Here is a 20,347-nt window from a genome sequence, read left to right on the forward strand (position 1 = left end):
TCCTTGCGAACGCATTGCGCATGTCGTCCGAAGAAACCCTGCGCCGCTGGCGCCTGATCCTCGGCCGCTATGCGGCGCAACCCCTGGCGCAAACGCAGTTTTCGTCCGGCGACTGGAAGCTCGACCAGGCCCTCGAATATCTCTACGGCCGCGAATACGAAGGCCGCGGCCTCGCCAGATCCAGCGGCGGCCCGGGCTCGCTCGATCCCAGCCAGCTGCGCGCTGTCGACTGGCTCAACCGTTCGCGCAAGCTCTTTCCGCAAGAGGTGTTCGAGCGCATGCAGACGCAGGCCATCGACCGCTACCAGCTCACCGATCTGCTCGCCGACCCGGCCGTGCTGCGCTCGCTCGACGCCACGCCCGGGCTTGCCAAGGCACTGCTCGGCATGCGTGGGCGGTTGTCGGGCCAGATGCGCGATGCGGTGCGCGAGGTGATCCAGAAGACCGTCGACGAGATCACCCGCAAGCTCAAGAACGACTTCATCAACGCGCTCGTCGGCCGGCGCAACCGCATGCGGCGCTCGCACATCAAGAGCGCGCAGAACTTCGATGCGCGCGCCACCATCGCGGCCAACCTGAAGCACTACGACGTCGAGCGCAAGCAGCTCGTCATCGAGCACCCGCGCTTCAACGCGCGCGTGAAGCGCAACCTGCCCTGGGATGTGGTGCTGTGCGTGGACCAGAGCGGCTCGATGATGGATTCGGTGATCTACAGCGCCGTCATCGCCGGCATCATGAGTTCGCTGCCCGCGGTGCGCGTGAAGCTCGTGGTGTTCGACACCGCGGTGGTCGACCTCACGCACATGGCGCACGACCCGGTCGAGGTGCTGCTCACGGTGCAGCTCGGCGGCGGCACCGACATCGGCCGCGCGGTGGCGTACTGCGAGTCGCTGGTCGGCAACCCGCAGCGCACGGTGTTCGCGCTCATCAGCGACTTCATGGAAGGCGCCGCGCCCGGTCCGTTGCTGGCTGCCGTGCAGCGCATGGCGCAGGCACGCGTCAGGCTGCTCGGCCTGGCCGCGCTCGACGAGTCGGCCAACCCGGTGTACGACCGGCAGATGGCGCAGCGGCTGGCCGACAAGGGCATGCACGTGGCGGCCCTCACGCCCACGCATTTTGCGCACTGGCTCGCCGAGGTCATGAACTGATGGCCTGGCACGACGGCTACCGCGCCTACGACGACGACACGCTGGCCACGCTCGCGAACCCCGGCCTGCTGCGGCGCGCCGCAAAGGACGTGGAGGCGGGCAAGGTCGGATGGGCAGAAGAGGGCGCCGACCGTGGTGTGGTGATGGCCGATAGCCAGCGGGTGCAGCTCGATGCGCGCGGCCCGCAGCAGGCGCGCTGCGACTGCCAGGCGCCGGGCATCTGCAAGCACATCCTCGGCGCGGCCCTGTGGCTGCGTGCGCTGGAGCCGGTGGCATCGGGCGATGCGGCCGGGGCGTCCGCAACCCGGGAGGAAGAAAAGCCAACGCCCGCCGCTCCTGACCCGCTCGCGGAAATCCTCGCGCTCGACGCCGCCGCGCTCTTCAAGGCCGCGGGCGTGGCCGCCGTGCGCCGTGCCGCGGCCGCCGTCAGCAGCGTCGTCGAATGGCGGGTGCAGGGCGGGGCGCTCGTCATGGACCTGCCCGAGCTCGGCGCCTCGTGCCGCTGGGTGGCGGGCGCGGGCTACGCGGGCATGGTGTCCGAGGTGCCGGCCGCCGAGCGCAAGGCTGTGCACCTGATCGCCATCGCCGCGCTGCGCAGCGCGCACGGCCAGCCCTTCGCATGGCCTGAAGGCGCGCGGCCCGCGCCGGTCGAAGACACCGCGCGCCTCGGCGACCGCGAGCGGGCCTTCCTGCTGCAAGTCGAATCGATGCTGCAGGAGCTGTTGACGGGCGGCCTCTCGCATGTGAGCGAACTGACCTCGGCGCGCTTGCTGGCGCTCAACATGTCCGCGCGCGGCGAGGGCCTGCCGCGTCTCGCGGCCTTGCTGCGCAACCTCGGCGGCACGGTCGATCTGCTGGTGCGCCGCGACCACCGCGCCGAAGAGCGCGATGCCTTCGCGCTCATGGCGCGCATCCATGCGCTGTGCGCGGCGCTCGCGCGGGCCGAAGGCGATCTTGCCGTGGCCTTGCGCGGCCGGCTGCGCCGCGATTTCGACGAGTCCTCCGCGCTCGAGCTGCTGCCGCTCGGCGCCCACTGGTGGCAGACGCGCGGCGGCGCGCGTGGGCTCACCGTGGCCTTCTGGGACCTGGCCGGCGCGCGCGTGCTGCAGGCTTCGCTGGCGCGGCCCGATGGCAGCGACACCGCCTTCACGCGCAGCGGCGCATGGTCTGTGAACGCGCTGTGGTCGGGCGCGGGCGCCGCGCAAAGCGTGTGCGAAGCCGCTCTGCGGCTCGAACAACCTCGCCTCGCCGAAGACGGCCGCCTGGCGCTCGGTGGCGCCACGCGCGCCCAGCCCTTGCCCGCATGGACGGCCGACGATCCGCGGCTGCAGGCCATCGGCTGCGGCAACTGGTCCGAACTCGGCGAGCGCCTGCGCGCCGCCACCGGCCTTGCGGCCGAGCCCTTCGATGCGGTGCTGCTGCGCCCCGCCGGTACCCGCCCGCCCGTGCTCGATGAAGCGCAGCAGCGGCTCGACTGGCTGGTGCAGGACGATGCGGGCCAGTGGCTGCGGCTGGGCATTCCGGTCGGGCCCGAGCACCGGCAGCGCGTCGACAGCCTCGACCGCTTCACCGCGCGCCGCGCGCCGGTGCATGCGGTGCTGGTGCGCATCGAGCGCTCCGCCGCGAACACCGAGCTGATGCCCATCGCCGTGCTGAGCAGCGATGCGAAGAAGAAGCTGCAGGCGGTGTCGCTCGACTTCGCCCAGGAGGCCGCGCGCACCACCTCGCTGGCCAACCGCATCCTGCGCTTGTTCGAGGCACGCCAGCAGCGGCAGGCGGCGCCCGTGGCCGCGCCCACGCTGTCGGCGCGCCTGCTCGCGCCGGTGATCGACGTGGCCGAGACGCAGGCCGCGACCGGCCGCATGGCGTTGACGGCGCCGCAACGGCAACGCCTGCATGACGTGCTCGACCGCGCCGGCTCGGTCGGCCTCGAGGTGTTGTCGAATGCCCTGCGCGCGCACCTGGCCGCGCCGGCCGCGGTGCCGCTGCTGAAGCTGGGCTTTCTCTGCCAGCTGCTCGGCGAGCTCGACGGGCTCTCGGAACTCAAGGAAGTGCAGCTGGCTTAGAACCTTTGGCTTCGGTTGTTTCCACAGGGCGGGCGGTGGTCAAAGCGTCATCGCCAACTGCCAAAATCGTCGGTTGCTTTGAGGAGAACGCATGGGATTTCTGGACAAGATCTTGGGCGCCGTCACGGGCGGCGCCAGCCCCAGGGCCGAGGGAGGCCTCACGCGCGAGCAAGCGAGTCTGCTGGAGCAGGCCGTCGCATGTTTCGAGAAAGCAGGCAAGGAACTGCCGGCCAAGGCCACCGCATTCCTGGTCGAAGGCACGCAGGAAACCGTGCTGCTCGACCTGCAGGCGGCCCGCGCCTTCGAACCCGGCACGCTGCTCGGCGATCCCGGCCGCCTGCGCTGGGGCTTCAGCAACCACCAGAACAAGCCGTTGGAGAAGATCGGCAACCAGAGCCTCGAGCAGCGCGGCCGCTTCTACGCCAGCGTGAGCGCCGAGACGCCGCCGCTCAATGCGCTGGTGCGGCTGGGCAAGCTGCTCGCGGCGGCCGATGGCGGCCAGTCGCTCGAGCACCCGGGCGCGGCCGTGCCCGACTGGCTCCAGTACCTCGTCAACGACGCGGTGTTCGCGAGCTTCAACAAGGGCGGCTCCAACACCAGCGACCGCGACCTTGCCAAGCACCGTCCCGCATGGAACGTGCATCTCATTGCAGCCCTGCTCGCGCATGAAGGGCTCGATGCGAAGCTCGCCCTGCAGGAAGTCTTCGAGCGCAAGGGCCTCGACAGCTGGTACCACGACCGGCTCGACGGTCTCGTCGAAGCCTCCGCCGTGGCCGACTACATGCGCAGCCACCGTGAAGTCACCGAGGCGCTGCCCGCCCAGCTCTCGGCTGCGGGCCGCGTGCTGCTGGCCAAGCGCATCGGCAAGGACAAGACGCTGCTGAACGACTTCGCGCCGCTGTTCGTTCGCCTGGCCATCGATGGCAGCAAGACGGTGCGCGCCGAGGCTACGCCGCACCTTGAAGGCATTGCCGAGGCGCAGCGGCTCGAACTGCTGGGGCAGTTGCTGAAAGACGGCGACACCATTCAGCGCACGCAAGCGGCCGAGCTGCTCGCGCGCCTGCCCGGCGACGCCGCTCGCGCCCTGCTTGCCGCGGCCGCCGAAACCGAGACCAGCAAGGCCGTGCAGCAGGCCATCCGCTCGGCCATGTCGCGGCTCGACGCGGCCGGCGATGCGGGCGAGCTCGAACTGCCCGAGCCGCCGGCCTGGCAGCCGTTCGAAGACCTGCCGCTCGGCGAAGAGGCCGTGCAACTGCTCATCGCCAACCGCATCGAACTGCTCGAGAAGAGCCGCATCGCGGCCGAGGCCGAGATCGAGGAGAACAAGGCCTCCAAGCAAACGTACAAGTACAAGTGGCGCCAGGACAGCTATGCCGGCCACAAGAAGCTCACCGACGAGGACATGCGCGTGGCCGTGCGAGTGCTCAACGGCCAGGGCAGCAAGCACGACCAGAACCGCGTGAAGAACAGCCAGCTTCAGCAGGTCGTGAGTTTCGGCAACCGCCTGCAGGCGCTGCCGGGCTTTGGCATGCCGCACCTGATCCGCTGGCTGGCCGTGTCGCGCCACTGGACCAGCTTCTGGTTCGACGACGGCTTCCACAAGTGGCTCGGCCGCCAACCCGTGGGCTCGGTCGACCTGCGCGCGCTGGCCGAGCTGCTGAAGCGTTCCGGCATGCCGATCGACGACGTGGCCCACACCGCGCTTTTCCAGTACTGGAACCAGGCCTCGGCGGTCGAGGTGTTGCCGGCCGACCGCGTGTGGCCTTTTTTCGCGGAACACCCCGAGTACATCGACGAAGGCCTGGGCCTCGTCGCCCCGCCCAAGCGCGAAGGCCGCCAGACCCAGCTCGACCTGAACGCCACGCTGCGCACGCTGGCCATCTTCCCGACCGTGCAGGCGCGCTGGCTGCCGCGCGTGATGGAACTGGCCCTCGGCGAAGGCAAGACGCACCGCGCCGCCGCGCAAAAGGCGCTGTCGATGCTGCCGGACATCGGCCGGCGCGTGGTCGAGTCGCTCGACGCCACCAAGAGCGAGGTGCGCATCGAGGCTGCCAACTGGCTGGCCGAACTCAAATACGCCGAGGCCGTGCCCGCCATCACCAAGGGCCTGGAGAAGGAAACGCGCGAGACCGTGCGCGCCGCCTATCTCACGGCGCTCGAAGCGCTGGGCGACGACATCTCGCCGCGCCTCGCGCCCGCGATCCTGCTGGCCGAGGCGAAGAAGGGCCTGAAGGCCAAGCCGCCGGCCGGCCTCGCGTGGTTCTCGCTCGATGCGCTGCCCGCCTGCAAATGGCAGGACGGCAGCGCGGTCGAGCCCGAGATCATGCGCTGGTGGGTGGTGCTCGCCTGCAAGCTCAAGGAGCCGGGCGGCAATGCGCTGCTCACGCGCTACCTCGGCTTGCTCGATGCGGTCAGCCGCCAGGCCATCGGCAGCCTGGTGCTGCGCCAATTCATCGCGCAGGACACACGCCACCCCTCGCTCGACGAAGGCATCGCGCACGCCAACGCCAACGCGCCGCAGCGCTACCAGGGCAACCAGCAGCGCTACCAGAACGCCAAGGCCGAGCACAAGCAGTACTACGAGACCGACTTCCAGAAGACGCAGGAGCAGGTCTTCGAGGAATGCAAGCGCGAAAAGATGAGCGAATACCTCGGCAGCGCCATCGGCGAGAAGGGCATCCTGGCCCTCACCGCGCACGCGCCGGGCCACGAGGTGGTCACGCTGCTGCAGCAGTACATGCGCGACCACTACCAGCGCCGCTCGCAGATCGAAGCCATGCTCGAAGGCGTGGCGCCGGGCAACGACCCGGTGGTGATCCAGCTGCTGCTGGGCATCTCGCGCCGCTACCGCACCGCCTCGGTCCAGGAGAAGGCGCGCGCGCTGGTGCAGCAAATTGCCGACCGCAACGGCTGGACGCAAGACCAGCTGGCCGACCGCACCATTCCCACCGCGGGCCTGGACGACACCGGCAAGCTCGAACTCGCGTACGGCGACCGTGTCTTCACCGTGGTGCTCGACGCCGCGATGAAGCCCGAACTGCGCAACCCCGAGGGCAAGGTCGTCAAGGCGCTGCCCGAGCCGCGCCAGAACGACGACCCCGCGCTCATCAAGGACGCGAAGGCGCAATTCTCGACCAGCAAGAAAGAGCTCAAGCAGGTCATCGACCTGCAGACCGCGCGCCTGTTCGAGGCCATGTGCACCGGCCGCGTCTGGCCCCAGGCCGAGTGGCGCGAATACCTGCACCGGCACCCGATTGCCGGGCGGCTGATACAGCGGCTGGTGTGGCTCGAACTGGACGCGGAAGGCGTGGTTCGCGGCAGCTTCCGCCCCACCGAGGACGGCAGCCTGATCGACACCCAGGACGACGAGGTCGAGCTCGCGGCCGACAGCCAGCTGCGTCTGGGCCATGCCTCGCTGGTCGACGAGGCCACGGCGACCGCCTGGAACAAGCACTTCAAGGACTACAAGCTCGCGCCGCTCTTCGCGCAGATGACACGCAAGCCGCCGGCCGTTGCCTTCACCGACGACAAGGGCCATCCGGTGAGCGAGATCAAGGACCGACTTGGCTGGATCAGCGACACCTTCACGCTGCGCGGCAGCTTCGCCAAGCTCGGTTACCAGCGTGCGCAGGCCGAGGACGGCGGCTTCTTCTACCAGTACACCAAGGAGTTCTCGTCGGCCGGCGTGCGCGTGGCCATCGACTTTTCCGGCAACACCCTGCCGGAAGAAAACGTGCCCGCCGCGCTCAAGACCCTGGGCTTCGAGGACATGAAGACCCGCGGCTACGGCGACCGGGCGCTGCCGCTCTCGGGCGTGCCGCCGGTGCTCCTGGCCGAGGCCTATGCAGACTACCTGGCCATTGCCCAGGCCTGCGCCGGATTCGACGCGGACTGGGAAAAGAAGATGCCATGGTAGGCCGGCTTCATGCTTTCGTCTTACTGTGCCGTTGCGGTGCGGACACGCGAAAATCAGGCGGGCGCTCCTGCCACGGAAAAGAAAGCATGATTCGTTGCCGCTGAGGCGGCAACCCTACACGCATGGCTCTCACACTCGACCCTGAAGATACGCGCGGACGCATCCACGATCTCGTGTGGGGCGGCTTCTATTCCGATGCCGATGTCGAGTGGATGATCACCGATGAGTACCTCGACCCCGACGAGCTCACGAGCGAGGACCGGGCCTGGGTAAAGGCCGAAGCCGGGCGCATCTGCGCCGCCAAGCGCACCGCCGAGGCCGGGTGGCCAGCGCAAACGGAGTACGACCGGCTCGAAGCCGTGTTCGCCCAGCTGCGCGGCGAAAAGATCATCGCGCTGCACCACGCCGGCAACACGCTGTCCGACGGCCATGACGATGTGCGCGAGCAGTGGCGCGCTGCCGGGCGTCTTGCTTCCGGCATCCGCGGCTGCTGCTTCTATCACTCGCAGGACCTCGACGCGGCGGTACGCACCGGCCGGCTGCATCTGGCGTTCAGCGGCGGCATGATTGCGCAGATCGAGCAGCGCGAGGCCAACACCGTGGTGGTCGGCCACCGCATCGTCGAGTTGCTGCGCGCGGCCGGCTTCGAGGCGCGCTGGAGCGGCAACATCAACGAGCGCATCGAGGCCGACCTCGGCCAATGGCGCAAGCGAAGCCCGTCGGTGTGAGCGCCGGGGCCTGGCAGCCGCCGCGCCGCATCGATGCCATCGACTTCTGGCTGCGTTCCCGACTGCTGGCCACCGCCCATGCGCTGCGCGAGGCGCTGCAGGCCTCACTCGCCGCCACACCAGCGGCTACGATCGCCAAGGGCTGACCCGCAGCGAAAAACCAGCAGCAACAACACCATGAGCACCGGCACTTCACCGTCTTCCTCCCCCGCTACCCAGGCCGTGCGCCTGGCCCCCGAGGCACGCTATGCGGACGAACTCGCGCGCCTGCACGCGGCCGACGCCGATGCGCGGCCCACCGGATGGAAGCTCTCGCCGCGCGCGGTGCGGCGCTTCATCCTCGGCGACGAGAAACTGCGGGTGAGCCGCAAGTTCTACGGCGACGATCCGTTGGTGGACCGTGCCATCGTCACGCTCATGGGCCATCAGGGGCTGATGCTCGTGGGCGAGCCGGGCACCGCGAAGTCGTTGCTCTCGGAACTGCTCGCGGCCGCGATCAGCGGCGATTCGGGTCTCACGGTGCAGGGCACGGCCGGCACCACCGAAGACCACATCAAATACAGCTGGAACTACGCGTTGCTGCTGGCCGAAGGGCCGAGCCAGCGCGCGCTGGTGCCGTCGCCGCTCTACCAGGCGATGCGCGCGGGCAAGCTGGTGCGCTTCGAGGAAATCACGCGCTGCCCGCCCGAGATCCAGGACGTGTTGATCTCGCTGATGAGCGACAAGCAGCTCATGATTCCCGAGCTGGGCGACGACGCGCGGCTGTACGCCCAGCGCGGCTTCAACATCATCGCGACCGCCAACCTGCGCGACCGCGGCGTGCACGAGATGTCGTCGGCACTCAAGCGCCGCTTCAACTTCGAAACGGTGAAGCCGATCCGCGACCATGCCTTCGAGGTCGAACTGGTGATGGCGCAGCTGCAGCGCGAACTGGACGGCGGCGGCGAGTCGCCGGTCGATGTGCCGCGCGACGTGGTGGCGCTGCTGGTCACCACCTTCCAGGAGCTGCGCGCGGGCCAGACGCAGGACGGTACGGCCATCAAGGGCCTCGATGCCGTGATGTCCACCGCCGAGGCCGTGAACGTGGCCTACGCGGCGGCCCTGCAGGCGCGCCATTTCAACGACGGCAAGCTCACCGCCCGCGAGATCGCGGGCCAGCTGCAGGGCGTGGTGCTGAAGGACAGCACCGACGACGTGAAGCGCGTGCGCCACTACTTCGACACCGTGGTGCGCGAGCGCGGCAAGCGCGACGCGCAATGGAAGACCTTTCACGACGCGGCGCGCGCGCTGTGGCAATAGAGCCGGCTCAGGCGCTTCCCGCCGCGCTGGAGGCCTCGCGCGGCCGGCTGTTCGGCGAGGAGGGCGTGTTCTTCGTGCCGGTGCGGCATCACAGCCCGGCCTGCGCCTTCGCATTGCGCGGGCTGCTGCGCGAGATCAAGCCGGCGGCCGTGCTGATCGAGGGGCCGGACGACCTGGCTGCGCTGATGCCGCTGCTGCTGCATGAACAGACCAAGGCCCCTGTCGCCTGGCTGTGCCAGAGCACGCGCCAGGTGCCGGTCGACGACGCCGATGCGGAAGAGAAAACGCGCACCGAATCGCGCACATCCTTCTTTCCGTTCTGCGACTACAGCCCCGAGTGGATCGCCGTGCGCGAAGGCGCGGCGCTCGGCGCGCGGCTCGGGCTGATCGATCTTCCCTGGAGCGACAAGGCCTGGCACCGCGATGACGACGAGAGCGATGAGGGCGACGCACGCGATGCCGCGCGCAGCTTGATGGAAGAACGCCACTTCGCACACAGCCGCTACCTGAACGCGATGGTCTCGCAGCTCGGCTGCGCCGACCACCAGGAGCTGTGGGACCGGCTCTTCGAACTGCGCACCACGGCCGCGCTCGGCGACTGGCGCGCCTTCTTCTCCGATGTGTTCAGCTGGTGCGCCGTGGCGCGGCTCGACTACGAGCCCGAGGTGCTCGAGGCCGAACTGAGCCTGCCGCGCGAGCGCCACATGGCGGCGCACATTCGCCGCTGGCGCAACGAGGTCGAGGGGCCGATCGTGGTCGTCACCGGCGGCTTCCACACGCTCGAACTCGTCGACCAGTGGCAGAAGGCCAAACCCTCGAAGGCACCCGCCGGCAAGGATGCGCCGGCCGATGCCTGGCTGATCCGCTACAGCTTCGAGCGGCTCGACGCGCTCAACGGCTATGCCTCGGGCATGCCCTCGCCCGGCTACTACCAGCAGGTGTGGGAACGCCTCGAAGCCGGAGACGCCGATCCGTTCACCGCGGTGACGCTCGACAGCCTGACCCGCTTCGCGCGCCGGACCCGCACGCAGGACCAGGTCGATGCGGTGTCCACCGCGCTGGTGCAGGCCGCCGCCGCGCAGGCCATGCGGCTCGCGGCGCTGCGCGGCAATGCGGGGCCGGGCCGCCAGGACCTGCTCGATGCGATCCGCTCCTGCTTCATCAAGGGTGCGATCGACGAAGGCACGCGCGGCTTCACGGCCGACCTGCGCAATTTCCTGAGCGGCACGCGCATGGGCGACGTGCCGCCATCGGCCGGCTCGCCGCCGCTGATCGAGGATGCGCGGCGGCTCGCGCGCCAGGCCGGCGTGCGGCTGGACGACAGCACCGCACGCGTGGCGCGGCTGGACCTTTATCGCAAGCCTTCGCACCGCGAGCGCAGCCGCTTCTTCCATGCCATGGCGTACCTCGATGCGGGGCTCGGTACCTGGCTCGCGGGGCCGGATTTTCTTGGCAACAGCCGCCTGCACCTGCTGTTCGAAGAGTGGCGTGCCGCCTGGTCGCCGCTGGTGGAGGCGCGGCTGATCGAGCTCGCAGCCGACGGCGCGAGCGTGGAGGCCGTGTGCATGGCCAAGTTGCGCAAGGAAGAAATCGCGCTCTCCGACCAGGGCCGTGGACGCAGCGCGAGCGCGGCGGTGACGCTGTTGCTGCGCGCCTGCCTGGTCGGGCTGCAGTCGCGCCTGCCTCAACTGCTTTCGATGCTTTCCACGCACCTCGACGAAGATGCCGCGCTCGGCTCGGTGGTCGACTGCGGGCATCGGCTCGTCACGCTGTGGCGTGCGCGAGAGCCGCTGGGCGTGCAGCAGCATCCGCAACTGCGCAGCCTGCTGGAACGGGTATGGCCCGCGGCGCTCTTCCTGCTGCCCGATGTGGGCGAGTGCCCCGAAGAGGGTGAGGCCGGTGCGGTGAAGCAACTGCTCTCGCTGCGCGAGCTCGGGCGTCTGTTGGCCTCGCTGCAGAGCGAGCTGGAAGAAGCCGACGGCAATGCCGTCGACCTTGACCTGCTGCGTGCGCAGCTCGAGCGCTTCGCGACCGGCGCGCTGACCGCCCCCGCCGTGGCGGGCGCCGCTTCGGCCCTGCTGTACCTCGACGGGCACTGGGACGAGCATGCGCTCGACACCGTGGTGCGGCAGCGATTCGGCGCGGGCGCAGAGCCGCGCGAAGCGGTGCGTTTTCTCAATGGGGTGATGGCCGCCGCGCCCGAGCTGCTGCTGCGCCTGCCCGCGCTGCTCGAAGGCCTCGACGGCCTGGTGCAAGGCTGGGACGCCGAAGCCTTCGTGGCGCACCTGCCCGACCTGCGCCAGGCCTTCACGCGCCTCAAGCCGCAGGAGACCTCCGACCTTGCCAGCCGCGTGGCCGCGCTGCACGGCATGGGCGAGGCCGAGGGTGAGGCGCTCTACCAGGTGCATTACGAAACCACCGAGCAAGACCTGCACGAAGGCGCGCAGTTGCAGCTCGCACTTGCCGAGTGCCTGCGCCGCGACGGGCTTGCCGCGTGGCTGGCCGCCGCGGATAACAAGAAGAACACGGAAACCGCTTCATGACCATCGACCTCCAGACGCTCAAGTGCGGCGAGTGCGGCAGCAACGCGCTGAAACGCACCGGCCTGAACCAGTACGCCTGCCAGCACTGCGGGTCGGTGACGCTGGTGGAGGACAACGTGTCCGACCGGCTCGACCGCGTGCTCGACCAGGTGAAGAACGCGGCGGGAGAGCGCCTCGCGCAAGAGCAGGCGCTGAAGCAGAAGATGGTCATGCGCAATGCGGGCATCGCCGTGGCGGCGGTGCTCGGCGTGGGGCTGGTGGCCATGGTGGCGAGCCTGATCTCCGCGCGCGACGAGCGGCCCCGAGCGCAGCCCGCAAGGGCTTCGGTGGCCGATCGCACGATCCCGGTCGACGGGCTCCGGCTCGGCGAACCGCGCCAGGTGCTGGTGGGCAGCGGCGGCTCGGCGCAGGCCAGGCTGCTGGTGGTGGCGCGCAACGAAACCGGCAAGCCGCTGGAGCGCGCCAACATCAAGGCGGTGTTCTACGACGGCGATACCCGGCTCGAAGAACGCAGCGAGTCATTGCCCATCGGCGTGCTCCAGCCGGGCGAGAGCGCACCGGTGCTGATCGATCTGCCAAGAGCAACAACCGCAACCCGCCAGGAGCTGCAGGTGCAGCGTCTCTCGGCGCCGTACCGCTCGGCGGAGGGGGCGCGGCTGGTCTTCGAGCGCGTGCGGCTGGTGCAGCAGGGCACGGACGCGGCCCGGCTGGTCGGGCGCATCGCCAATGGAAAGGACAACGGCGCCACGCTGGCCGGCATCGAAGCCCTGGTGACGCTGTACGACGACGCGGGAAACGTGATCGGCATCGGCCACGGCTACGCGCAGGCGAGCGAACTGAAGCCCGGCGCACGCACGTCGATGGACATCGGCATTCGCCGTTTCGGCCGCAGCGCGGCGGTGGCCGCGTGGGACTACCGCATCGGCTACAGCACGCTCGAGGCCGATGGCGCGCGCGTGGCGGTGCAGAGCCCCGACCGCGTGATCCGTGCCGTGGGCGCGCCGGAGGTTTTCAATCCCGAGCTGCGCATGGGCACCGAAGACCTGCTGGCCGACGAGAGCGAGCGCTTCGACCCGGCCCAGCTGGAGCTGCTGCCGCTGATCCCGGGGCTCAACACGATTCGCCAGCGCACCTACATGACCGAGCTCGTGAATCGCAGCAAGGACCAGATCGCCATCGCCCCCGCGGCGGTGGTCTCGCGCTTCGACGGCAGCAAGCTCGACGGCACGACCGTGCTCGGCGGCCCGGCGTACCTGTATCCGGGCGAGCGCTTTCCGGTGCAGATCGATCCGTCGCGCGCCGACCGCATCACGCAGACCCGCGTCGAATGGAAACCGATGCGGCGCGCGGCGCTGCCCGGCCCGCGCACGCCGCTGGAGGTCACCATAGACAGCACCCGAGCCACCACGGGCAGCGTGCTGCTCAACTTCAGCCAGCGCTTTTCCTACAAGGCGGTGGACATCAAGGGCAGCGTGAAGAACCCCGGCACTGGCATCGTGCGCAAGGCCCGCGTATGGGTCAGCCTGCGCGACCGCGAGGGCCGGCTCACCGGCTTCAAGATGGTGGAGAACCTGCCGGCCATCGCCCCCGGCGAGAGCGCGCCTTTCGAGGTGAGCATCCAGCAGCAGGCGCGCGACTTTGCAACAGTGGAAGCTGTCTACCAGAGCGCGGAATAGCCTGCACGAGCAGGGATGGCCGGATCACGCCATCATCCGGCCCATGATTCCGTTCTCGATCCTCGATCTCTCGCCCATCACCGAAGGCAGCGACGCCGCGCAGTCGTTCCGCAACTCGCTCTCGCTCGCGCAGCACGGAGAGAAGCTGGGCTACCGGCGCTACTGGCTGGCCGAGCATCACGGCATGCCGGGCATTGCCAGCGCGGCCACCGCGGTGCTTCTCGCCTACGTTGGCGCTGGCACGTCGACGATCCGCATCGGCGCGGGCGGCGTGATGCTGCCCAACCATTCGCCGCTGGTGATCGCGGAGCAGTTCGGCACGCTGGAGTCGCTGTACCCGGGGCGCATCGATCTTGGCCTGGGCCGCGCGCCCGGCTCCGACCAGCGCACCGCGCGCGCCCTGCGCCGCAATCTCGAATCCGATGCCGACCAGTTTCCGCAGGACGTGGTCGAGCTGATGGATTTCATGTCCAAGACGCCGCAGCAGCCCGTGCGCGCGGTGCCTGGCGCGGGGCTCGAGGTGCCGGTGTGGATTCTCGGATCGAGCACCTTCGGCGCGCAGCTGGCCGCGCACCTGGGCTTGCCCTACGCCTTTGCCTCGCACTTCGCGCCGCAGCAGCTCATGCAGGCCATCCAGATCTACCGCGAGACCTTCAAGCCGTCGGCGCAACTGCAGAAACCGCACGTGATGCTGGGCTTCAACGTGTTCGTGGCCGACACCGACGAAGAGGCCGAATTTCGCGCCACGTCATGGCAGCAGGCCTTCGTGAACCTGCGCAGCGGACGGCCGGGGCGCTTGCCGCCGCCCGTCGAAAACTATCGGCAGAAGGTGGGCCCGGCGGAAAACGCGCTGCTCGACTCGGTGCTGTCCTGCTCGGCCGTGGGTTCACCCGCCAAGGTGCGCGAAGGCGTGCAGGCCTTCATCGAGCGCACCGGTGCCGACGAGCTGATGATCACCTCGCAGGTGTTCGACCACGTGGCGCGGCTGCGCTCCTACGAGCTGCTGGCCGGGCTGCGCGGGCAGGGCTGATTCCCCCACGCCGCCGGGCCTGGCGCGGGGCTGGGACAATGGCGGGCTTATTGGTGGGCGTATGGCAGCAAAGCAACGGATCGTGGTGGGACTGAGCGGCGGGGTGGATTCCGCCGTGACGGCGCACCTGCTCAAGCAGCAGGGGCACGAAGTGGTCGGCATCTTCATGAAGAACTGGGAAGACGACGACGACAGCGAGTACTGCTCGTCGAACATCGACTTCGTGGACGCCGCCAGCGTGGCCGACGTGCTGGGCATCGAGATCGAGCACGTCAATTTCGCGGCCGACTACAAGGACCGCGTGTTCGCCGAGTTCCTGCGCGAGTACAAGGCCGGCCGCACGCCCAACCCCGACGTGCTGTGCAATGCCGAGATCAAGTTCAAGGCCTTTCTCGACCACGCCATGCGCCTGGGCGCCGAGAAGATCGCGACCGGCCACTACGCCCGCGTGCGGCTGAACGAAGCCACCGGCAAGCACGAACTGCTCAAGGGGCTCGATCCGTCCAAGGACCAGAGCTACTTCCTGCACCGGCTGAACCAGGCGCAGCTGTCGAAGACGCTGTTCCCCGTGGGCGAGCTGCACAAGACCGAGGTGCGCCGCATCGCGGAAGAAATCGGCCTGCCCAACGCCAAGAAGAAAGATTCGACCGGCATCTGCTTCATCGGCGAGCGGCCGTTCCGCGAGTTCCTCAACCGCTACATCTCGAAGGAGCCGGGGCCGATCAGGGACGACCGCGGCCGCAAGCTCGGCGAACACCAGGGCCTGAGCTTCTACACGCTGGGCCAGCGGCAGGGGCTGGGCATTGGCGGCGTCAAGGAGAAGGGCGCCCAGCGCGGCTCGGGCGACCATTCGCCATGGTTCGTGGCGCGCAAGGACGTCGAGAAAAACACGCTGCGGGTGGTGCAAGGGCATGACCACCCCTGGCTGCTGTCGTCCGCGCTGACGGCAGGGGACGCGAGCTGGGTCTCGGGCGAGGCGCCCGCACCGGGCGGCTACGGATCCAAGGCGCGCTACCGGCAGGCCGATGCGGCCTGCCAGATGGACGAGATGGAAGACGAGGCCTATGCCGCGGGGGTCTTCGGCCTTCGCTTCGGCGAGCCCCAGTGGGCGGTCACGCCGGGACAATCGGCCGTGCTTTATGACGGCGAGCGCTGCCTCGGCGGCGGAGTCATCGTCTGACCGCCTGAAACCGGTGCGCGGCAGCCGTCAGCGCACCGAATCGTGGACGTGGATCAGATCGAGCGGGTAGCGCCGTCCGGCCAGATGGTCTTCGACGGACTCCAGCAGCAGCGGACTGCGGTGCCGCGGCACGCTGGCGCGGATTTCGTCGGCGCTCATCCAGACGGTGCGGACGATGCCTTCGTCGAGGGCGCGCCCGGTTTCCTGTGGGCCAAGAATACCGGCAAAGGCAAAGCGCATGTAGATCACATCGTCTTCGTTCCGGCCCGTCCGATGGCTCGAACGCGCCATGTAGATGCCGATCAGCGCGGTGGGCGTGAAGGCGTGGGCGGTTTCCTCGAGCGTTTCGCGGGCACACCCTTCGATGGGCGATTCACCAGGGTCGAGGTGTCCCGCCGGCGTGTTGAGCTTGAGGCCCTGGGCCGTCAGCTCCTCGACCAGCAGGAACTTGCCGTCCTGCTCGATCACCGCTGCCACGGTGACGTTGGGTTTCCAGCGGAATTTCGTCATATGTCGCGCGGGCAAGTGGGGAGAGAGCGATTGGAGACAGTATCGCTCCATAGATTCCCCGGGTGTCAGTCGCGTCTGTCCGGCTGTGCCGGACGACGCAGCCGGCTGCGCCGCACTATTGCTGTCTTGCGTCTAGCGCGAAAGGCATTCCGCCAGCGTATTGGCCTCGACGGCTTCCAGCCGGTAACCCAGCCCATAGATGGCCAGCAGCAGAAATCCGTTCTCGGGGCGCAAGCCCAGCTTGGTTCGAAGGCGGGACACGTGAGTGTCCAGCGACCGCGAAAGGGCTTCCACGCCGGCGCCCCACACGGCTTCGTGCAGGTGCTCGCGCGAGAGCATGCGGCCGAGGTTCTGGAACAGGAACAGGGCCAGTTCGTACTCGCGGTTCTTCAGTTCGACCTTGACGCCCCTGACCTTGAGGGTGCGCGCCTGCGGGTAGAAGTGGTAGTCGCCGAACACGAGCTCCGCATCGTGCTGAGACGGATAGGAGCGGCGCAGCAACGCATTGACGCGGGCCTCGAGCTCGCTGGCCCGAACGGGATTGGTCATGAAGTCGTCGGCGCCGGCGTTGAGCCCGTCGACCGCGTCGGCATCGTCGTGCTGGTCGGTGACGAAAAGAATCGGCAAGCGACTCCTGAGTTCGTTGCGTACCGACCTCACCACGTCGATGCCCGGGATGTCGGGCAGGCGCCAATCCAGGATGAGGAGATCGAAGGTTTGCCGGCGCAAGTCCTGCAACAGGATTCGCCCTTCGGTGTAGGGGTGGCATTCGTGTCCAAAACCCGCCATGGCCTGGCAGAGAGCCTGATCGGCCTCGTGATCAAGTACCGCAATACGCAATTCCGTGCCCCTTCATGTTGACAGCCTCTGCGGGCCGCCGAATAAAAGGAAGTCTATCGATCTACTTGCCCGGGAAGGTCGGCGTGCATGCAACAAATGCACGATATCGGCGATATTCGGAGAAATTAAGCGCACTTGGCGACAAATGAAAAATAATTGACATTCTTGCGCGGCTCGATGCGCTGCGGTCCGGCGAATGCATGGGGCGCCGCGCGCGGCGGGATTCGGTCCGGGTTTCGGCGCCCGCTAGCATTTATGTAGCTATAAATGCAATGACGGCGGTCATCAGGAGGCGAATCGGCATGCAGATTTAGGCGACAGTGGCATCTGTAATCTTGCTGTAAGCTCTGCCCGCGTTCCGTATTGCCCTTGCCCTGAGGAGATCTCTATGCTGATAGGCGTGCCTGCCGAGACGACGGCCGGCGAAACCCGTGTGGCCGTTACGCCCGAGACGGTGAAGAAACTTGTCGCCACGGGGCACGCGGTTCGCGTGCAGTCGGGGGCGGGGATTGCGGCCAGCGTCACCGATGCCGCCTACCAGGCCGCCGGTGCCGAGATCGTCGACGGGGCAGGCGCCTTCGGGGCCGACATGGTGCTCAAGGTGCGCACGCCCGGCGAGGCGGAAACCGCGCTCATGAAGCCGGGCACCGTGGTCATCGGCATGCTCAACCCGTTCGATGCGGCCGGCCTGCAGCGCCTGGCCGGTGCCGGCCTCACGGCCTTCGCGCTCGAAGCCGCGCCGCGCACCACCCGCGCCCAGAGCATGGATGTGCTCTCATCGCAGGCCAACATCGCCGGTTACAAGGCCGTGATGATCGCGGCCGACAAGTACCAGCGCTTCTTCCCCATGCTGATGACCGCCGCCGGCACCGTGAAGGCGGCGCGCGTCGTCATCCTGGGCGTCGGCGTGGCGGGCCTGCAGGCCATTGCCACCGCCAAGCGCCTGGGCGCCGTCATCGAAGCTTCCGACGTGCGCCCGAGCGTGAAGGAGCAGATCGAATCGCTCGGCGGCAAGTTCATCGAGGTGTCCTACGACACCGACGAAGAAAAAGAAGCCGCGGTCGGCGTCGGCGGCTACGCCAAGCCCATGCCCGCCAGCTGGCTCGCGCGCCAGCAGGTCGAGGTGGCCAAGCGCGTGGCGCTGGCCGACATCGTCATCAGCACCGCACTCATCCCGGGGCGCGCCGCACCCACCCTCATCACCGAGGACATGGTCAAGTCGATGAAGCCCGGTTCGGTGATCGTCGACATCGCGGCCGGCAAGGGGCCCGACGTGAACGGAGAGATGAAGGGCGGCAACTGCCCCTTGTCGGAAGCCGACAAGACCGTGGTGAAGCACGGCGTGACCATCGTGGGCGAGACCAATCTTGCGGCGCTGGTGGCGGCCGACGCGTCGGCGCTCTATGCGCGCAACGTGCTCGACTTCCTCAAGCTCATCGTCACCAAGGAGGGCGGGCTCAAGATCGACCTCGAGGACGACATCGTCGCCGCCTGCCGCGTCGCGCACGACGGCCAGGTCACGAAGAAATAAGCCGCCACCCCCCGGCACTCACGCGAGGAGAAGAACCCATGGATCCCGTTTCCCACACCGTCATCAACCTGATCATCTTCGTGCTGGCCATCTACGTGGGCTACCACGTGGTGTGGACCGTCACGCCCGCGCTGCACACGCCGCTGATGGCCGTGACCAACGCCATCTCGGCCATCGTGATCGTGGGCGCCATGCTGGCGGCCGCGCTCACCGAAACCGCTCTGGGCAAGACCATGGGCGTGCTCGCGGTTGCGCTCGCGGCGGTGAACATCTTCGGCGGCTTCCTCGTCACGCGGCGCATGCTCGAGATGTTCAAGAAAAAAGAGAAAAAGGCCGCACCCAAGGCTGAAGCGGGAGCCGCCCAATGAGCATGAACGTCGTCACGCTGCTCTACCTGGTTGCCAGCGTCTGCTTCATCCAGGCCTTGAAGGGCCTGTCCCATCCCACCACGTCCATCCGCGGCAACATGTTCGGCATGGCCGGCATGGCCATCGCGGTGGTGACCACCGGCGCGCTGATCTACAACCTGGCCGGCGGCCACCTCATGGGCCTGGCCTGGGTGCTGCTGGGGCTGGTGGTGGGCGGCGGCTATGGCGCCTACCGCGCCAAGACGGTCGAGATGACCAAGATGCCCGAGCTGGTGGCCTTCTTCCACAGCATGATCGGCCTGGCGGCGGTGTTCATCGCGGTCGCGGCCGTGGTCGAACCCGCGGCCATGCTCGAAGGCATCGCCAAGGGCGCGCCCATTCCCACCGGCAACCGGCTCGAGCTGTTCCTGGGCGCGGCCATCGGCGCCATCACCTTCAGCGGCTCGGTGATCGCCTTCGGCAAGCTCTCGGGCACCTACAAGTTCCGGCTGTTCCAGGGGGCGCCGGTGCAGTTCGCGGGCCAGCACATGCTGAACCTCGTGCTCGGCCTGGCCATGGTCGGCCTCGGGCTGGTGTTCATGTTCACCGAAAGCTGGCCGGCCTTCTTCGCGATGCTGGCGCTGGCCTTCGTGATGGGCGTGCTCATCATCATCCCGATCGGCGGCGCCGACATGCCGGTGGTGGTGTCGATGCTCAACAGCTACTCCGGCTGGGCGGCCGCGGGCATCGGTTTCAGCCTGAACAACGCGATGCTGATCGTGGCCGGTTCGCTGGTGGGCTCTTCGGGCGCGATCCTGAGCTACATCATGTGCAAGGCCATGAACCGCTCGTTCTTCAACGTGATCCTGGGCGGCTTCGGCGGCGAGGCGGTCAGCGCGGCCGGCGGCGCCAAGGAGCAGCGGCCGGTCAAGAGCGGCAGCGCCGACGATGCGGCCTACATGCTGTCCAACGCCGAGACCGTGATCATCGTGCCGGGCTACGGCCTGGCGGTGGCGCGTGCGCAACATGCGGTGAACGAACTGGCCGAGAAGCTCACCCACAAGGGGGTGACGGTGAAGTACGCGATCCACCCGGTGGCGGGCCGCATGCCGGGCCACATGAACGTGCTGCTGGCCGAGGCCGAGGTGCCCTACGACCAGGTGTTCGAGATGGAAGACATCAACGGCGAGTTCGCGCAGGCGGACGTGGCGATCATCCTGGGCGCCAACGACGTGGTGAACCCGGCCGCGCTGCAAAAGGGCACGCCGATCTACGGCATGCCGATCCTGGAAGCCTACAAGGCCAAGACGGTGATCGTGAACAAACGCTCCATGGCGGCGGGCTATGCCGGCCTGGACAACGAGCTCTTCTACATGGACAAGACCATGATGGTCTTTGGCGATGCGAAAAAAGTAGTGGAAGATATGGGCAAGGCCATCGAATAGGCAGAAGGTCCGCGCCCGCGCAGTGCGGGCCAGATCATCGCGGCGCCATCAAGTGCGCCGTTTTCGTTTTCAGATAACTCGATTTGGA

At 68.2% G+C, this 20,347-nt stretch carries 15 protein-coding genes; 13 read left to right on the forward strand and 2 right to left on the reverse strand.

Going from position 1 to position 20,347, the window contains the following annotated elements; all coding sequences use genetic code 11:
- The first annotated feature begins 20 nt into the window (after positions 1-20).
- The 10 genes from ACJ7Z0_RS18220 (at position 21) to mnmA (ending at position 15,586) form a co-directional block, all read left to right on the forward strand.
- On the forward strand, positions 21-1,148 hold the full coding sequence (locus tag ACJ7Z0_RS18220) for a VWA domain-containing protein (RefSeq protein WP_431125550.1): 1,128 nt from the start codon (positions 21-23) through the stop codon (positions 1,146-1,148).
- On the forward strand, positions 1,148-3,214 hold the full coding sequence (locus ACJ7Z0_RS18225) for a YehQ family protein (RefSeq protein ID WP_434790959.1): 2,067 nt from the start codon (positions 1,148-1,150) through the stop codon (positions 3,212-3,214). Before ACJ7Z0_RS18220 ends, ACJ7Z0_RS18225 begins: the two co-directional genes overlap by 1 nt.
- Positions 3,215-3,305: 91 nt before the next feature.
- The gene (locus ACJ7Z0_RS18230) at positions 3,306-7,130 is read left to right on the forward strand and encodes a DUF4132 domain-containing protein (protein ID WP_434790960.1); all 3,825 of its coding nucleotides are present in this window, start codon (positions 3,306-3,308) and stop codon (positions 7,128-7,130) included.
- Positions 7,131-7,252: 122 nt separating this feature from the next.
- Positions 7,253-7,858: a DUF6891 domain-containing protein gene (locus ACJ7Z0_RS18235; RefSeq protein WP_431125545.1), complete on the forward strand. Its 606-nt coding sequence runs from the start codon at positions 7,253-7,255 to the stop codon at positions 7,856-7,858.
- Positions 7,831-8,004 carry a hypothetical protein gene (locus ACJ7Z0_RS18240; RefSeq protein ID WP_431125543.1) on the forward strand — a complete coding sequence of 58 codons (174 nt, stop codon included), beginning with the start codon at positions 7,831-7,833 and terminating at the stop codon, positions 8,002-8,004. The genes ACJ7Z0_RS18235 and ACJ7Z0_RS18240 overlap by 28 nt, the downstream gene beginning before the upstream one ends.
- A gap of 31 nt (positions 8,005-8,035) precedes the next feature.
- Positions 8,036-9,157, forward strand: a complete 1,122-nt coding sequence (locus tag ACJ7Z0_RS18245; protein ID WP_431125541.1) for an ATP-binding protein — start codon at positions 8,036-8,038, stop codon at positions 9,155-9,157.
- Positions 9,115-11,700 carry a DUF5682 family protein gene (locus ACJ7Z0_RS18250; protein WP_434790961.1) on the forward strand — a complete coding sequence of 862 codons (2,586 nt, stop codon included), beginning with the start codon at positions 9,115-9,117 and terminating at the stop codon, positions 11,698-11,700. Before ACJ7Z0_RS18245 ends, ACJ7Z0_RS18250 begins: the two co-directional genes overlap by 43 nt.
- Entirely contained in the window at positions 11,697-13,376 is a 1,680-nt protein-coding gene (locus tag ACJ7Z0_RS18255; protein ID WP_434790962.1) for an FxLYD domain-containing protein, read from the forward strand. Before ACJ7Z0_RS18250 ends, ACJ7Z0_RS18255 begins: the two co-directional genes overlap by 4 nt.
- 43 nt (positions 13,377-13,419) lie before the next feature.
- A complete protein-coding gene (locus ACJ7Z0_RS18260) occupies positions 13,420-14,406 on the forward strand; it encodes an LLM class flavin-dependent oxidoreductase (protein ID WP_434790963.1) in 987 nt (328 codons plus the stop codon).
- Between the two features lie 61 nt (positions 14,407-14,467).
- Positions 14,468-15,586: a tRNA 2-thiouridine(34) synthase MnmA gene (mnmA, locus tag ACJ7Z0_RS18265; protein WP_434790964.1), complete on the forward strand. Its 1,119-nt coding sequence runs from the start codon at positions 14,468-14,470 to the stop codon at positions 15,584-15,586.
- Between the two features lie 27 nt (positions 15,587-15,613).
- Here the strand turns inward: mnmA and ACJ7Z0_RS18270 are convergent, their stop codons facing one another.
- Both ACJ7Z0_RS18270 and ACJ7Z0_RS18275 read right to left on the reverse strand, forming a co-directional pair.
- Positions 15,614-16,096, reverse strand: a complete 483-nt coding sequence (locus ACJ7Z0_RS18270; protein WP_431125531.1) for an NUDIX hydrolase — start codon at positions 16,094-16,096, stop codon at positions 15,614-15,616.
- A 132-nt stretch (positions 16,097-16,228) separates the two neighbouring features.
- Positions 16,229-16,936, reverse strand: a complete 708-nt coding sequence (locus tag ACJ7Z0_RS18275) for a response regulator transcription factor (protein ID WP_434790965.1) — start codon at positions 16,934-16,936, stop codon at positions 16,229-16,231.
- A gap of 388 nt (positions 16,937-17,324) precedes the next feature.
- Here ACJ7Z0_RS18275 and ACJ7Z0_RS18280 point away from each other — a divergent pair, with 388 nt between their 5' ends.
- From ACJ7Z0_RS18280 to ACJ7Z0_RS18290, 3 genes are read left to right on the forward strand one after another with little or no spacing between them, the layout of a single operon-like run.
- The gene (locus ACJ7Z0_RS18280) at positions 17,325-18,467 is read left to right on the forward strand and encodes a Re/Si-specific NAD(P)(+) transhydrogenase subunit alpha (protein ID WP_434790966.1); all 1,143 of its coding nucleotides are present in this window, start codon (positions 17,325-17,327) and stop codon (positions 18,465-18,467) included.
- Between the two features lie 38 nt (positions 18,468-18,505).
- Positions 18,506-18,835: an NAD(P) transhydrogenase subunit alpha part 2 gene (locus ACJ7Z0_RS18285; protein ID WP_431120800.1), complete on the forward strand. Its 330-nt coding sequence runs from the start codon at positions 18,506-18,508 to the stop codon at positions 18,833-18,835.
- Positions 18,832-20,259 carry an NAD(P)(+) transhydrogenase (Re/Si-specific) subunit beta gene (locus tag ACJ7Z0_RS18290; protein WP_434790967.1) on the forward strand — a complete coding sequence of 476 codons (1,428 nt, stop codon included), beginning with the start codon at positions 18,832-18,834 and terminating at the stop codon, positions 20,257-20,259. The genes ACJ7Z0_RS18285 and ACJ7Z0_RS18290 overlap by 4 nt, the downstream gene beginning before the upstream one ends.
- Positions 20,260-20,347 lie beyond the last annotated feature (88 nt).

It is taken from the genome of Variovorax palleresanus, from assembly GCF_051144945.1.
Taxonomy (GTDB): Bacteria; Pseudomonadota; Gammaproteobacteria; order Burkholderiales; family Burkholderiaceae_C; genus Variovorax; species Variovorax paradoxus_S.